The 14,903-nt window shown below is 44.9% G+C and carries 14 protein-coding genes; 3 read left to right on the top strand and 11 right to left on the bottom strand.

All coding sequences use genetic code 11. The features are described 5' to 3' along the window. Positions 1 to 56 precede the first annotated feature (56 nt). On the bottom strand, positions 57 to 1,160 hold the full coding sequence (glgD, locus tag MHH50_RS02935) for a glucose-1-phosphate adenylyltransferase subunit GlgD (RefSeq protein WP_036676786.1): 1,104 nt from the start codon (positions 1,158 to 1,160) through the stop codon (positions 57 to 59). Between the two features lie 122 nt (positions 1,161 to 1,282). Beyond that, positions 1,283 to 2,446 (bottom strand): glucose-1-phosphate adenylyltransferase, encoded by a 1,164-nt coding sequence (locus tag MHH50_RS02930; RefSeq protein WP_076275458.1) that lies wholly within the window; start codon positions 2,444 to 2,446, stop codon positions 1,283 to 1,285. Positions 2,447 to 2,921: 475 nt separating this feature from the next. Between MHH50_RS02930 and MHH50_RS02925 the strand changes: the two genes are divergently transcribed. The 3 genes from MHH50_RS02925 (at position 2,922) to MHH50_RS02915 (ending at position 5,880) form a co-directional block, all read left to right on the top strand. Then, positions 2,922 to 3,605 carry a response regulator transcription factor gene (locus tag MHH50_RS02925; RefSeq protein WP_038568592.1) on the top strand — a complete coding sequence of 228 codons (684 nt, stop codon included), beginning with the start codon at positions 2,922 to 2,924 and terminating at the stop codon, positions 3,603 to 3,605. Beyond that, the gene (locus MHH50_RS02920; protein ID WP_076186276.1) at positions 3,602 to 5,185 is read left to right on the top strand and encodes a HAMP domain-containing sensor histidine kinase; all 1,584 of its coding nucleotides are present in this window, start codon (positions 3,602 to 3,604) and stop codon (positions 5,183 to 5,185) included. Before MHH50_RS02925 ends, MHH50_RS02920 begins: the two co-directional genes overlap by 4 nt. 128 nt (positions 5,186 to 5,313) lie before the next feature. Continuing rightward, on the top strand, positions 5,314 to 5,880 hold the full coding sequence (locus tag MHH50_RS02915; protein ID WP_076124415.1) for an FAD-dependent oxidoreductase: 567 nt from the start codon (positions 5,314 to 5,316) through the stop codon (positions 5,878 to 5,880). A 390-nt stretch (positions 5,881 to 6,270) separates the two neighbouring features. Here the strand turns inward: MHH50_RS02915 and galU are convergent, their stop codons facing one another. From galU to MHH50_RS02870, 9 genes are all read right to left on the bottom strand, one after another. Further along, positions 6,271 to 7,191 (bottom strand): UTP--glucose-1-phosphate uridylyltransferase GalU, encoded by a 921-nt coding sequence (gene galU / locus MHH50_RS02910; RefSeq protein WP_175617382.1) that lies wholly within the window; start codon positions 7,189 to 7,191, stop codon positions 6,271 to 6,273. An 18-nt stretch (positions 7,192 to 7,209) separates the two neighbouring features. Beyond that, positions 7,210 to 8,196, bottom strand: a complete 987-nt coding sequence (locus tag MHH50_RS02905) for a glycosyltransferase family 2 protein (protein ID WP_076138397.1) — start codon at positions 8,194 to 8,196, stop codon at positions 7,210 to 7,212. 78 nt (positions 8,197 to 8,274) lie between these two features. Beyond that, the gene (locus MHH50_RS02900; RefSeq protein ID WP_340033913.1) at positions 8,275 to 10,404 is read right to left on the bottom strand and encodes a glycosyltransferase family 39 protein; all 2,130 of its coding nucleotides are present in this window, start codon (positions 10,402 to 10,404) and stop codon (positions 8,275 to 8,277) included. A 206-nt stretch (positions 10,405 to 10,610) separates the two neighbouring features. Beyond that, positions 10,611 to 11,156, bottom strand: coding sequence for a DUF1697 domain-containing protein (locus MHH50_RS02895; protein WP_340033912.1), 546 nt, complete (start codon positions 11,154 to 11,156; stop codon positions 10,611 to 10,613). Positions 11,157 to 11,184: 28 nt separating this feature from the next. Continuing rightward, on the bottom strand, positions 11,185 to 12,003 hold the full coding sequence (locus MHH50_RS02890) for an aminoglycoside phosphotransferase family protein (RefSeq protein ID WP_076124423.1): 819 nt from the start codon (positions 12,001 to 12,003) through the stop codon (positions 11,185 to 11,187). 14 nt (positions 12,004 to 12,017) lie between these two features. Beyond that, positions 12,018 to 12,314 carry an antibiotic biosynthesis monooxygenase gene (locus MHH50_RS02885; protein WP_036676767.1) on the bottom strand — a complete coding sequence of 99 codons (297 nt, stop codon included), beginning with the start codon at positions 12,312 to 12,314 and terminating at the stop codon, positions 12,018 to 12,020. A gap of 18 nt (positions 12,315 to 12,332) precedes the next feature. Further along, complete coding sequence (locus tag MHH50_RS02880; RefSeq protein WP_076278133.1) at positions 12,333 to 12,959, bottom strand: hypothetical protein; 627 nt, start codon at positions 12,957 to 12,959, stop codon at positions 12,333 to 12,335. A 23-nt stretch (positions 12,960 to 12,982) separates the two neighbouring features. Next, complete coding sequence (locus MHH50_RS02875) at positions 12,983 to 13,501, bottom strand: DJ-1/PfpI family protein (protein ID WP_076124426.1); 519 nt, start codon at positions 13,499 to 13,501, stop codon at positions 12,983 to 12,985. A gap of 241 nt (positions 13,502 to 13,742) precedes the next feature. After that, positions 13,743 to 14,855, bottom strand: a complete 1,113-nt coding sequence (locus MHH50_RS02870; protein ID WP_076124427.1) for an endospore germination permease — start codon at positions 14,853 to 14,855, stop codon at positions 13,743 to 13,745. Positions 14,856 to 14,903 lie beyond the last annotated feature (48 nt).

Here is a 14,903-nt window from a genome sequence, read left to right as displayed (position 1 = left end):
ACTATGCCTGTAGATCAGATAGGTTATACTGTTTCGTTTCATCTAATCCAGTTGGTTTATATTTTGCTGCTCTTGGCGATGACAAATGGACGTTTACTATCCCCGACGAGAATTCGATTCTTACTTAAATGTACGTCCTTATCCATGATCACATTCTCAATAACAGCATCTTCCTCTATAATGCACTTCTGCATAATTACAGAGTTGATGATCTTCGCTCCTTTACGTACCTGAACCCCACGAAAGATCACGCTGTTCTCCACCGTTCCCGCTATAATGCAGCCGTTAGCCACCAGTGAATTGCTGACATTTGCGCTCTCTAAATATCGGGTAGGAGCCTCATATTTAATCTTCGTCTGTACTGGACTTTCTTTGAACAGACTAAAGTAATTCTCCTGCTGAAGCAGCTCCAGACTATTCTTATAATAGCTTTCCAATGAATTAATTACGGCATGATAGCCATGATACTCATAAGCAGCGATTTTGAATTTATGGCGGTTTTTCTGAATGACATCACGGAAAAAGTAGCTCTCCCCATGTGCAATGCAATGTTCCACCTGCTCCAGGAACAGTTTTTTCTCCATAATGAAGATATCGAGATATAAATTGGGATGATCCTTCTCATGATGGATATTGGTCACATTATTCTCTTCGTCCACTTCAATACGCTGGCATAACTCATGCTCTGGCTGCAATTGCTCTATTTTTTTGTATACTACTGTAACATCGGCACCCTTCTCCAAATGGTAGCTGTACAAGTCCTGGAGATCGATAGTATTAATATGCTGGCTGCCGGAAAACACAATATATTTTGCAGATCCCCGTTTAAAAAGATCCAGATTATTATGATAATGCTGAAGGTCGCCAAGAGAAGTATCGGTGGGATCATTCCAGTCCGGAGGCAAAATAAATAGTCCCCCATGCTTGCGATTCATATCCCAAGATTTCCCGTCACCCAAATGGTCCATTAAAGAACGGTATTTACGGCGAACAAACAGGCCCACGCTCTCCAGATCCGCACGCATCATATTGGAAAGCACGAAATCTATCAACCGATAACGACTGGCAAAAGGTACGGCTGCACCACAGCGGAAATAAGTGAGTTCATTTAGTTTATCGAGTTCATGATCCAGATTAATTACACCCATGAGTTGCTTCATCGGAATCCACCGTCCTCTTATAATTTATAAGAAAGTATAAGTTTCACTATATACTTTATCCTTATAAATCTCGCATAAACGCTTACCGTCCCTAGAAGGACGCCGAAGGCGTTTTAGCTTGATTATATGGTTTTGGCCACAGCTGATTTACGTTTCTTGCTTTTATTGTCGATCAGCAGAATTTCGTTCTCGTTCTCCCGCTCGATGCCTATTTCCATATAATCGTCGATTATCGTATTCTCACTAATAATCGCTTTATGAATGCGTACGTTCTTACCAATCTTAACCTTAGGCATAATTACGGAGTCCGTAATCACACTGCCTTCACCTACCTCTACGCCATAAAAAAGAACCGAGTGCTTCACTTCACCATGCACAATGCAGCCTTCATTAATAATGCATCCTGACACTTTCGCCCCAGGCGCGACATATTGGGCAGGTTGATTCGGATTACGTGTAAATATGCGCCAGCTGGGATCATTTAGATTAAGCGGTGGATTATCGCTCAGTAAATCCATATTCGCTTCCCACAGGCTTGCTACCGTACCAACGTCTCTCCAATACCCTTCAAAAGGGTACGCAAATAAAGAGTTCCCATCTTCCAGCATCAAAGGAATGATATCTTTACCAAAATCGTGAGATGACCCTATATTCTCTCCGTCCTCCAGCAAATGCTTGCGGAGAATTTCCCATTTAAAGATGTACACACCCATAGAAGCTAGCGTGCTTTTTGGCTGTGCAGGCTTCTCTTCAAATTCGTAAATTTTCAGATCGTCCTCCGTATTTAAGATTCCAAATCGACTTGCTTCCTCCAGCGGAACGTCAATCACAGAAATCGTGCAATCTGCGTTTCTCTCCTTGTGGTATTGCAGCATAGCATGATAATCCATTTTATAAATGTGATCACCGGATAGAATAAGAACATGCTCGGGGTCGAACTGATCTACAAATTTAAGATTTCGATAAATCGCATCGGCTGTTCCCCGATACCAGCTGCTTCCATTCTCACGTTCATGCGGTGGCAATACGAATACTCCACCATTCTTACGGTTCAAATCCCAATCACTGCCTACTCCGATGTAAGAATGTAGTATAAGTGGCTCATACTGTGTCAATACACCAACAGTATCAATACCCGAGTTGGAGCAGTTACTTAAAGGAAAGTCGATGATCCGATAAGTGCCCCCAAAATAGACAGCGGGCTTGGCAAGCGATTTGGTTAAACCTTTCAATCTTTTGCCTTGGCCTCCAGCCAATAGCATGGCTACCATTTCTTTTTTCTTCATGGAAAAGCCTCCCTTGACTTATGGGTAATATAAAGTTCAGCAAACCTAGGATGAATGAACAGAATTCCAAAAAGAAGTGAATTAGAAAAGAAATACACCAGAAAGAAATGAGCCTTGATAGGAAGATGACAAAGTTGAAAAAACGAGGAAGGAAATTTTACACGTTCGGATGATCTAACCTAAAATAGGGAGAGCATTCTCCAAAATCAGGAGCCTGAATCAGGAGATTATCCTTATTGTAAAGTGTTCTATATTCTTCGTCAAAACCCTTTATCGCAATTCCGAAAATCCGGAATTTTTAACCCTGTTTGTCATTAAACACGTTAATATTCCTTATAACTAGATTAACCAATTTAAAGCCATGTGAAAGAAATTCACTCATTTATTCTAGAAAAAGAATCATTCGGTCTTCAGCAAACATTCAACCGGATATGGCATAATGAAGCTATCTATCACCGATTTGGAGGAACCTATGATGAAAGCAGTACAAGGAGTTCGACTTCTGCTCGTAGATGATGAGCCTCATATATTACAGTTCCTGGAGCTGGGTCTCCTTAACGAAGGTTTTGAAGTACGAACCGCGTCGGACGGGCTAAGCGCCATTTCGATTGCAGCTGAATTCAAGCCCCATGTAGCTATCCTGGATGTTATGATGCCGGGTATGGATGGATTCGAGGTATGTCACTATCTGCGCTCAGAAGAGACAGAGGTAGCTGTCATCATGCTTACTGCAAAAGACGAAGTGGATGATCGCGTAAAAGGACTATCTATTGGTGCTGACGACTATATGGTCAAGCCCTTCAGCTTTGATGAATTACTAGCGCGGATCCAAGCGCGGCTGCGGAATCAGTTTCCGGGGCTGCTAGGTGAGGTCCGCTGCGGTCCTTTCCGAATTGACAGTCGGCGAAAGGAAATTCGCTTCAGGGAGGAAGTACTTGAACTCTCCCCTACGGAATACGAGTTATTACAGTATCTCGTTATCAATCACGGCCTTGTACTCAGCAAGCCTATGATTCTTGATAAAGTGTGGGGCTATGATTTTGGCGGTGAGGAAAATATTGTTGAGGTCTATATCCGTTCGCTTCGTGAGAAGCTCGGAGATAAGGAGCACCGTATTATCCGTACCCTGCGGGGCGCAGGCTACCGGGTGGATCTATGAGCACTCCCATCTTCAGATGGCTTCGCAGACTGCCTGCACCACGTTCCTTGCGTAAACAGCTGCTTGCCACATCGCTGCTTATTCTATCAGGATTGCTGCTGCTAATTGGAGTCTTACAATATATCCTTATGCGAGATTTTATATACAGCAATAGAGCCGAGTCTATGGAAGCGCAAATACGTTCTGTCCCCCGTGAGATGTTTTTTAACTTTTTTAATTCCTATGACGAGGACAGCACAGGTATAAATGACACGAACAACGAGTTTAACAGCAATTTCCCGTTGGAAAGAGAAGACATGAATAAAATGCCAAGTGGGCTGCGAACTGGCGAGAACCGGCGCCCGCTTCTGCTTGATGCCCATACAACTCTCGCCATGTACAGCTCGGATGGCACCTTCAGGGATTTACAGCAATTAACCCTCTCAGATATAGCAGCACCCAGGCTGACCAATGAGCAATACGATGCGCTGCTGATTCACACCACGGATAGGGCAACAGGAAATTACAAGCTCATCCAAGCTGAAGACGGAACTGAACATCTAGCTATATTCATGAATCTTTATAGACCTGGAAATACTAGATTGCTGCTGCAAATGAGTGTGAGCACAGGGCCATTGACGGATGTGATAATGCAGCAGCTGCTGATCTACGCAGGTTTGTCAGTGATTGCTTTATTGACTGGATTATTCCTATACTTACCGGCCCTGCGAAAGACGTTAGTTCCTCTATCTAATATGGGAGAATCGGCTGAGATCATTAATGCCGGTAATTTGGACATTCGGTTTCCAGTTGACCAAGGACAGGCCGAGATCGACAAGCTTGCTCATTCATTCAATGGTATGCTCGAACGTCTCGAAATATCCTTTCATAATGAACGGGAGGCCAAGGAGCAGATGCGCAGGTTCGCTGCCGATGCTTCCCACGAGCTTAGAACTCCGCTTACCTCAATACACGGTTTTCTTGAGGTCTTGCTGCGGGGCGCCGCCGATAATAAAGAACAGTTATATAACTCGTTGCGAAGCATGCATGGTGAATCGAAACGGATCAACAAGCTGGTCGAGGATCTGCTACTGCTCGCTCGAATGGATGGAGCTCCACAGCTGCAGATGACTGATCTGATTCTCAGCGAGGTAATTCACGAAATGAAGCCGCATCTGCTTTTGCTCGCAGATCAACGTAAAGTTACCTTTGATATCTCCTATGGCATCCGTGGTAAATATGATCCCTATAAGCTCAAGCAGGTGATTCTGAATCTGTTCCACAATGCAGTTCAGCATACCAATGCCACGACAGGGAGCATTCATCTCTCTTTACAAGCGGAAGGAAATCAGGCTCTATTAAGCGTGCGGGATAATGGCTACGGAATTCCCGGAGAGCACATCCCACATATCTTTGATCGATTCTACCGCAGTGACTCCTCTCGCACACGTAAATACGGCGGATCAGGGTTGGGTCTCTCCATCACAAAATCTATTGTCGAGGCACATCACGGCAAGATTAGTGTAAATAGCACCGTTGGCGAGGGGACAACGTTTACGGTTAGTCTGCCTTGCGAGGAAGGATTAGCCAAGGAAGAGTAACAACCGTTATAATTAAGAGGAACTGGAGCATCGCTCCACAAAACTTAAGCGTATGCTTTCGTTGCCAGTTTTGCTATGTAGTCCATTCTAAGGAGCATCGCTCCACAAAACTTTTAGGAGGTAAATACATGTACGAAATCGCCGTAATTGGCGCCGGTCCTGCCGGTGCAAGCGCAGCCCTGTTCGCCGCCAAGGCGGGCAAAAAAACGCTGCTGATCGACAACGATAAGGGCATGACCCGCAGAGGTTGGTTTGAGAACTTTTATGGAATTTCCGAAGTAGGTGGTCCTGAGCTGGTCGAAACCGGCCATAAGCAAGCCGTTAAATTTGGCGCTGAGCTGGTTTCCGAACAGGCTATCAACCTCACCTCCAGCGGCAATGGTTTTGTCATTGAAACTGAAGATGGAATTATCTATGAAGCAAAACATGTCATTCTTGCCACAGGCGCCCTTACAGATCTAGCTGCCAAAGCTGGTGTGGAGACTAAGGATGGTACAGAGCCAAGAATCAAAACTGTAGTAGCCGTTGATGCTGAAGGCAAAACGAATATCGCAGGTATTTGGGCTGCTGGTACTGTTGCTGGAGTAAGTGTACATGCCATTATTACCGCAGGCGATGGTGCGAAGGTAGCTATTAATGTAATTAGCGAGTTAAATGGTACGCGTTACGTTGATCATGATGTGCTGAAAGCTTAATCTATACTCAAAACATAAATCCGGAGGATGATTCTTAGGAATCGGTCTTTCGGATTTTTTCGTCACCCAGGAGAAACAAGTTACGAAATTTTAAAATAACTGCACTTGATGCAGCTATTTCATACAATAACACCCACACGGCTGTTTTAAGTGTATTTTATGCAACTAAAAACAGGCTAACTGAGCATTCTAGCTAAAATGTAAAGATATAGATGTATCAAGTGCAACTAAATCGATTTGCAGCTGTCCCCCCATACTTTTAATTGTATAAAGTACACTTATTTGCTCGTCCCTCACCGTCCTTTGAACACCACACGCAAAAAAACTGCTTCAAAACCTCATCCCACCACCGAAGCCGATGTTATGATCGTTTGAAACAGTTTCTCTCCCTCAACTGTGTATACTCCAATGCAAGGAATCCACTTCTTCTTCTCTTCCCTTAAGACTAGCAGCCAGCTCCTGCAAATACGGAACCAATAATGGGCGCAAATCCTCCCGCATCAAACCTACCTCCAGCGTGGCTTTAATGTAACCAAATTTATCACCAATATCATAACGTTTGCCGATTAAATCCAGCGCCAGCAATCCTTCTTGCCGGCATACCTCGTGCAAAGCATCCGTCAGTTGATATTCACCGCCCGCTCCACGTTTGAGGTTAGCCAGCACTGAGAATATCGAAGGCTCCAAAATGTATCGCCCCATAATGGCGTATTCTGAAGGAGCTGTTTCAGGCGAGGGCTTCTCTACCAATCCTTTTACTTCATGAACTCCATTTAGTGAGCCGCTGGAGGCTATAATCCCATATTTGTTAACCTCCTGCCGTGGCACCTGCTGCACACCGACGATAGTCTGCTCTTCTTGCTCATACAATCTCATCATCTGCAGCAGCGCCGGGTCCTCCGAAACCATAATATCGTCACCAAGCAAAACAGCAAAAGGTTCATCACCGATAAATTGTTCCGCACAAAGGATGGCATGGCCTAGTCCCAGCGGCTCTTTCTGCCTAATGTAATGGATGCTCGCTAGCTCACTGATTAGCTGGACTTCACGAAGTAGATCCTCTTTCCCTTTTTCCAAAAGCGTCTGCTCCAGCTCCACCGATTTATCAAAATGATCTTCAATCGACTTCTTATTGCGGCCGGTCACGATGATAATACTTTCAATACCAGAGCGGACGGCTTCTTCTACGATATATTGAATCGCTGGTTTATCCACAATGGGCAGCATTTCTTTTGGCTGAGCCTTAGTGGCAGGCAGGAAACGAGTGCCTAAGCCCGCGGCGGGAATGACAGCTTTTCTAATCTTCATCATGAATCCCTCCCTTGCAGTTTATTTACGGAGATGGGTCACAGGGTGCTCACGAATGTTCTTTTGCTGCCCCTTACCTTCATAGAACTCTTGGACAATATAAAGCGGACGTCCCTTAGTTTCGTCATAAATCCGGCCGACATATTCACCTAGTATTCCTAGCATAATGAGTACAAATCCGTTGAAGGTCAGCGTAATTCCAATCATCGAAGCCCAGCCCTTAACAACTGAGTCTGTAAAAATCACCAGGTACAAAACATACATAAGGTACAGAAAACCAGAAGCCGACAGCAGTGCGCCCAAATATCCTGCCAGCTTCAGCGGCTTATAGGAAAAGGAGGTGATTCCGTCCAAAGAGAGCTTGATCATACGTTTTAGTGGATATTTAGTTTCCCCCGCCAGACGTTCATCCCGTTCATATTCAATCGCCTTCTGACGGAAACCAACCCAGCTGACCAGTCCGCGCACGAAACGGTTTTTCTCCGGTAGACGTTTGAGCTCTTCGCAGACCCTACGATCTATGAGCCGAAAATCACCCGTATCCACAGGGATAGAAATATCGGTTGAATAACGCAGAATTCTATAAAAGAGGCTGGCCGTCCACTTTTTGAATAAGGATTCACCATTACGCTTCACCCGTTTAGCATATACAACTTCATACCCCTTCTTCCATTCCGCAATCATGTCCAAGATCAGCTCAGGCGGGTCTTGCAAATCAGCATCAATAATGACAACTGCATCCCCAAGGGCATAGTCCATTCCGGCAGTAATAGCGATCTGATGTCCAAAGTTACGTGACAAATCGATCAGCTTCACACTCTCATCCCAGTAGCTATATTCCTCGATCATCTGGGCACAGTTGTCGGTGCTGCCGTCATTCACGAAGATCAGCTCATACACTTCCTCCGTCATTGCCATCACTTTTTTAATACGGCGATACGTTTCCTGAATGACTGCCTCTTCATTAAACATCGGTATAATAATGGAATAGCGCACGTTGATGCTCATGAGCAGCTCCTCCTTTAATTTGAATGCTGAAGCGTGCCTGCAAATGTATTAGCACGCTTCGTACTCTAAAACACTGAACTAGTTAACTGTAACTTTGTATAACGTTCCGCTGTTACCAGCATCGTTTCCTGCCCAATCCGCTGCTGGAACCTCTGTACCATTGTCAGTAATCCAGGTAGATAGCGTAGAGTTCCCTCCACGTCCCCCCCCCATACCGCCGCTGCTCAGCAGGAAGTATTTCACCTTTCCACTCTTTACTAACGCCTCTAGGGTATCTGTGGTATATACTGTGTCCGAATTGGAAAACCCGTTCAGAATAACAACCGATGCCCCCTTATCGACGATATAAGGAGCTGCTGTGCCATAATCCAATACGGCAAACAGATAAGGCTCCCCAGTATTATTTTCCTCCAGATAGGACAACAGACTCTCATTCGCACTTGTGGCGCTATTACGTCCAAAGTTGCTAGAATTGCCGCCCATTCCTCCTCTGCCCTCACTGCTGCCTGGTCCTGCTTCAGGGGTTTGACTGTTCAGGCCATAAGTAATTGGGGTAGCTGCCCAGTAGAGCGGGCCAATTAACAATACTAGTACAGCAACAATACTTGCCGAGAAAACAAATGGCTTCTGTTTGCCTTTAAGAACGACCAGCACCAGAGAAACAACTATACCGGCAGCCAGAATACCAATCGACCAGCCACTGCCAATCGTATCGTCATAAGGATGAATAATGTACCACTGAAAAGCTGCTGTAACCAGCGTTGCAACTGGCAATAGCCATGACAGCCAACCAGAGTGCTCGCGATACAGACTCCAGAGCTTTGACCAGCCTGCACCGACCAGCGCGGCTATCGGCGGAGCCATCATCACCAGATAATATTGATGGAAGAATCCCGCAATACTGAAGAATCCCATCACCGGCACCAGCCATGCTAACCAGAATAGAGCTTCTTTATGCCCTTGCGTAAAGTTCCTTCTCCGCAGATTAGCGAATAATCCAATACAACCAAACAATACAAAAGGCAGCAGCCAGCTTGCCTGACCTGACAGCTCTGATTGGAACAGGCGCAGTGGACCTGCGGTTCCAGTATTGAACATTCCGCCACCGCCGCCATTCATGCCGCCGCGTTGTCCTTGGCCCCCACCTTCACCACCAAATTGCCGGTTTTGATTATCTGTTCCACCGCCGGGTGGTTGCCCTGGAGAACCTCCATCATCGGCGCCATTTTGACTGTCTGAGGTTGAATTTATACCTTGCCGACCCGAAAATGCTCCACGTCCGCTATCCGTACCATTTTCAGCATCTGCCCCGTTCATAGCGGGTCTTTCACCGTTCATAGCTGGCATCTCGCCATTCATGTTCGGCATCTCACCATCATTCATTGAAGGCATTCCACCTCCGCCACCACCTGTCCCCCGATCACCCGTCAATCGGGCGACACCATTATAACCAAAGGCAAGATTGAGCACGGAGTTAGTACCGCTGCTGCCGATATAAGGTCGTTTACTAGCGGGAATTGAATCCACTATCACTGCCCAGGATAACGAGACCACGAGTAATATAGCTGTCGAAGCCGCTAATACTCCGGTTTTCCGCTTCCAGTTCACTTTCGCAGCCAAGACATAAAAGAGATAAAAAGCCGGCAAAACCATATAAGCCTGCAGCATCTTCTCATTAAACCCAACACCGATTAAAGCAAATGCGGCAAGGAGACTGCCCAGCTTATTACTCTTCGTTCCTTTAAATAAAAACCAAACCGCCAACAGTAACGTGAATACTAACAGAGCATCAATGTTATTCGTCCGGCTAACAGCCGCCGCTACTGGAGTTGTTGCCATGGCCAGCGCTGCTAAACGTGCTGCTGCTTTACCAAAGGTGGGTTTTACCAGAAGGTATACGAGCAACACGGAGCCCACGCCCCCAAGCGCCTGAGGTAAAATCACACTCCAGCCATGCAGCCCGAAAATGAGTGCGCTAAGAGTCTGAATCCAAAAGGTGACTGGTGGTTTATCCACCGTGACTGAACCTGCAGAGTCGAGTGAAGCGAAGAAGAAATTATGAAAGTTTTGCAGCATACTTCCCACGGCAGTGGTGTAGTATGTATTCACATAGTGGTCATTCCAAACTCCATAACCGTACAAAAAAGCAGCGAGTATTAAAATGAGCCACAGTATAAGATCCGAGCTTATTTTTCTAGCAAAACTCATCTCCATTTCACTCCTATCCCTTGATCATTCTATATGCCGGCAGTTCTGTAACTCCGGCCCAAGCTTTCCGTAGGTGTATTATTTCATCCATACCTTAACTCTCAATGAGTGCAAGCTGAATGTTTGCTGAATAAATGAGGCTGCCGGCACGCAAAAAAGACCCCACAATGTGGAGCCTTTCGGTACCCTGTTCAATCCAAACTATGTTATTCCATCTTGCCTATGGCAACAAGCTTATTCACCGTGTTCCAGTTGCGTGCGGTAATGGGCATCCCGAGTATTTTGTCAAAAGGGACTTTAAAAAGCGACGATTGGCTCACACTGACCTCATATAATATATACATCTCTCTGCCGTCAAAACGCACTTTATCCGGTCCATTCTCATAAGTGCGCAGTTTATCCAATGCTTCCACTGAAGGCTCGGCTGATAAAAAAGTAACATACCATCTTTTGAATTCCTCTGGCTCGGACAGCTGAAAGGGATCGTTAGCGATCACATTCTCCATTTCTGCTAAAGTACGGATAATAACAGAGACCTCGAATCCAAAAACCTCATGAATCTGACGTTCAATGACTCCGCTAAGCAGGCTCACCGAACCTTCATCACTCTCAAACACGACATTTCCGCTCTGAATATACGTTCGTACATTTGCAAATCCAAGCGCTTGAAACATCGCCTTCAGGTCCAACATTTTAATAATTTTGTTCCCGCCCACGTTAATTCCACGCAGCAGCGCTATATAGGTAATCATAGAATACGCCTCCGTTTTTGTGCCATGATCAGCTTACCTCTGCGGCTAAGGTGTGTAGACGTTTACGAACTTCTTTTACCAGCAGCTCCTTCTCTGGAGGCGAAAGCCCCTCCACCAGACGTGCGGCAGCGATCGGCAAAATCCAGCGGTCTACGTCCTCATAAGTGTGTCCTGATAATCTGAGATACTCTTGAATGTACCCCTTAGTTAATCTTTTTCTTATAAAACCTAACATTAATTTGGAGAAGGCCGAAGCTCCCGGAGGCATAGCTCCCAAACTGAACATCACTACGGAACGCGCAGCATCTCCAGCAGGTTCTCCCACTACACCCGTCATCCAGTCGATCACCCAGAGCTGTTCATCCATAAGCACATTGTCGGGATGAAAATCCCCATGACATAAACGAGTGCCTTCCGGCAGCTTCTCCAGATACTTCAAAATGACGGATTTTTCCTCTTCGCTCAGCATAGGGGCAACCATGATCTGACTTTTCAGCATATCCTTTTGCTGGCCGATTTCCTCTGTAGTTTCAAGCTTATGTAAATCACAATGAAGCCCCGCCATCAGCCTGGCATATTGGGTAACTTTCCAAGGCTTCTCACCCATCACCTTTAGTAAAGAGGGACCCTGAATTTGTTGAAAAACGATACCTTGTCGATTATGTTCAGAAATAAGCTCAAAAGGCTGGGGGGTCCGAACACCCCGCGCATGTACAAACTGGCTGATTTTATATTCCCGGCTGACGTGTTGCTCTGCTATATCCTCCCGGTACAATTTAAGAATCCTCTGATCGTCATGCTGCCAGATCTCCGCTGTTCTGCCTTCCCCAACAAGCTTCGCCTTCATTCGGCATCCTCCATTTAGTCCAGATTAATGCGGGTAAAATGCTCAACTACCGGAAATGGGTCATAGTAATGGTGAAGGAGTGCTTTCCATTCCTGATATTGGCTGGATTCTCTAAACCCAACAGTGTGGTCTTCAAGCGTTCTCCACTTCACCAGCAACAGATACTTATGATCATCCTCCAAGCAATGTTGTAATTCATGGCCCATATAACCTTCTATCGAGGAGATTAAACTTGATGCCTCCTTGAAGCTTTGCTCAAATTCGGTAGTCAAACCAGGCTTCACTTGCAGCATCGCAGCTTCCAAAATCACACTCATCATCTCCTAAAGTTATGGATTTAAAGCATCCCGGAAAAATTCATGATAGAAATTAATGATGACCAGCAGTATTGCTAGTGACTCGTTGACACTGCCTACCTCCAGCGAATGATTGGCATCATCGATTCTATACACCTTCAAATGATTCAGCCCACTAATTTCACCCGAATGCTCTTCACCAAATAAGGGGTCACTGCCTCCATAAATTACAGTCCCCCGGCTCCGCTGAATCAGCGGCACCGCCTCAGGCAACGGGGTGATATATAGATGAGACGTCTTCTTCTGTATTTCTAGCTCATCAGCTATTCTACCTGCAATAACAGCTCCCATGCTTTTACTTATAAAAAGAAACCTCTTATAATCCGGCAGAGAAGCAATCACGGCTTTACATTCCTCAATGATAATACTCATTTCTTCACGCTTGAAATCCACCCTAGCACTCTGGTAACCATATTCTAAAAGCAGAACATCACAATTATGCTCCCGGGCAGCTTTAGCCGCATAATCCAGAAGAGAGCGATCAGCTGAATAATTTTTACCCGGAAAAATAACAGCCAGCGCTTTGGAACCTTGGGTGATATATTTATGTTTAACCTCTCTACCCCAATAAGAGGACATAATGATATTGCTAACGTTCATACATGTTTCCCCTCTTCTGCTCCTTAGACGGATTTAAAATGTTTAAAGAAATCTATCGTTTCTTGCAAATCTGCCTCATCTTTATAGATACTCATTACTCGCCCAATTTCAAGCGCAAAATCTACATATCCATTCGGCTTAGCGGTAATGATTGTTCCATCGACAACGACGTTAGATACGCCGGATTCATTGTCCACATAAACCTTACCATCCAGTACTCCGGCAGCCTTAAGAATGGATACCCCACCGCAAATGCCCGCGATGACTTTGCCTGCTCGATTCAGGCTTCTGATTAAATCTAATAGAGCCTCCTGCCCTATTAAATTATCTGTTTCCCCACCAGGGATAATCAATAAATCTATGGTGCTAACGTCCACATTTTCAACCAATACGGATGGATTCACAGAAAAACCCTCGCAGGAGATTAACGCCTTATCTTCCAAACCTAAGGTATAAACCTCACCCTTTGTTTTCATAAAATAAGCTGCCAATGTAACCTCAAACTGCACAAAGCTATCATATATAAGAATATATGTATTCAATGATGGATCAGCTCCCCTGTTCTCAAAAAAAGTAACCTCTATTCTATGTATCTATCATTATAGCATCATCGCCCTCTCCTGAAACTTACGGACTCAGAGGACGCTAATCAATAACAACTATGCGCTCCGCTAAGATTCCGAATGTGGGATTTCACCTAATTACTCATAACAAAAAAGGACACAAGCATCCCAACAGCCACCTTTTATGGCTCACGAGACACCTGTATCCTCCTATTTAGAGCTATTGCTGCGACTGCGGTGCTATCTGTTTATTTTTACCTCGGCTCACAACAATTTCAGCGAAAATCCATAATATCAACGGAATAATCACCTGGAAAGGAAAGGCGTATATTTTATAAATATGGTAAGAGAAATAGTACATTTCCATAATATCCTTGTACACAAAATCGGCAAAATAGATCATGAGTAGTCCCATCTGAAGCACAACGGAGCGGTAACTCTTGAGCTTGAATACTTTAGCTACTCCAATGCAAGATACGTAAAGGCATAAACTTCCTTTTATAAATGTTGTGATTACAAAAGCCACTGCCGATGACGCTTCAATTCGGGTCAAAAAATCTCCTACATTAATACGCCCTGCAGACACATAAGCCGGAAAATATAAACTAGACAAGACCTCAGGACCCAGCATCAATAGGTTCCGTAGTGTAGCCATAATAATAATTGCCCCAGCAATCGCTACGCCACCAAATAATACCTTCTTCGCTGAGCTCTTCTTCGATAAATTACCGAATACCCCCAGAAAGACTACAACCTCTGCAAATGGAAAAGAAAATGTGCCCAGCGTATCGTTAAATAATGGCTTCCAGCCTTTATCCAACAGCGGAAGTAAGTGATGATATTCCATTTTGGAAAAAGCTAAGGTGACAATGACTAGATTAACAAATATTGCGAACAGTAATAGAAGCTTAGAACTTCTCCCCAGCACTTCAATCCCAGCCTTAACTATCCATATACACAACAGTCCAAGACATGCCATAGGTGCTATCATTGGTGTTTCGGTTAAAGTAACGGATCTACTGAATTCTCCAAAAACCCTAAGAATTAGTGTCCCTAGATGAAAGGTATACCAAATATAGAGACAAGAAATGATTCGACCCAAGACGCCTCCAAACACGGTAATCAACATATCAAATAGATCCTTGCCTGGTAATAGGATGTGTAGTCTGGCATATATCAGCAGCAGTGGGACCACCAGTACCATGGCTAATAATACGGCGATCCAGTTACTGTTACCGGATTCTCCCGGCACACCCATAAATATTGAAGTCCCCATAATAAACAAGACAGCAATACTAATAGCATGCCCTGTTGATACGATCTCTTTGTTCATACTCTATTCTCCCTTAGGCTTGTCCCCTAAAATAGCATCTTAATCCAG

The organism is Paenibacillus sp. FSL H3-0302 (assembly GCF_037982245.1).
Lineage (GTDB): Bacteria > Bacillota > Bacilli > Paenibacillales > Paenibacillaceae > Paenibacillus_AQ > Paenibacillus_AQ odorifer.
Note: the sequence above shows the minus strand (reverse complement) of the source record. Positions and strands in the feature narration are given on the sequence as shown.

Coding starts and splice junctions, on each gene's coding strand:
- glgD (WP_036676786.1), bottom strand. CDS start 1,160: ATGAAGCAACTCATGGGTGTAATTAATCTGGATCATGAACTCGATAAA.
- MHH50_RS02930 (WP_076275458.1), bottom strand. CDS start 2,446: ATGAAGAAAAAAGAAATGGTAGCCATGCTATTGGCTGGAGGCCAAGGC.
- MHH50_RS02925 (WP_038568592.1), top strand. CDS start 2,922: ATGAAAGCAGTACAAGGAGTTCGACTTCTGCTCGTAGATGATGAGCCT.
- MHH50_RS02920 (WP_076186276.1), top strand. CDS start 3,602: ATGAGCACTCCCATCTTCAGATGGCTTCGCAGACTGCCTGCACCACGT.
- MHH50_RS02915 (WP_076124415.1), top strand. CDS start 5,314: ATGTACGAAATCGCCGTAATTGGCGCCGGTCCTGCCGGTGCAAGCGCA.
- galU (WP_175617382.1), bottom strand. CDS start 7,191: ATGATGAAGATTAGAAAAGCTGTCATTCCCGCCGCGGGCTTAGGCACT.
- MHH50_RS02905 (WP_076138397.1), bottom strand. CDS start 8,196: ATGAGCATCAACGTGCGCTATTCCATTATTATACCGATGTTTAATGAA.
- MHH50_RS02900 (WP_340033913.1), bottom strand. CDS start 10,404: ATGAGTTTTGCTAGAAAAATAAGCTCGGATCTTATACTGTGGCTCATT.
- MHH50_RS02895 (WP_340033912.1), bottom strand. CDS start 11,156: ATGATTACCTATATAGCGCTGCTGCGTGGAATTAACGTGGGCGGGAAC.
- MHH50_RS02890 (WP_076124423.1), bottom strand. CDS start 12,003: ATGAAGGCGAAGCTTGTTGGGGAAGGCAGAACAGCGGAGATCTGGCAG.
- MHH50_RS02880 (WP_076278133.1), bottom strand. CDS start 12,959: ATGAACGTTAGCAATATCATTATGTCCTCTTATTGGGGTAGAGAGGTT.
- MHH50_RS02870 (WP_076124427.1), bottom strand. CDS start 14,855: ATGAACAAAGAGATCGTATCAACAGGGCATGCTATTAGTATTGCTGTC.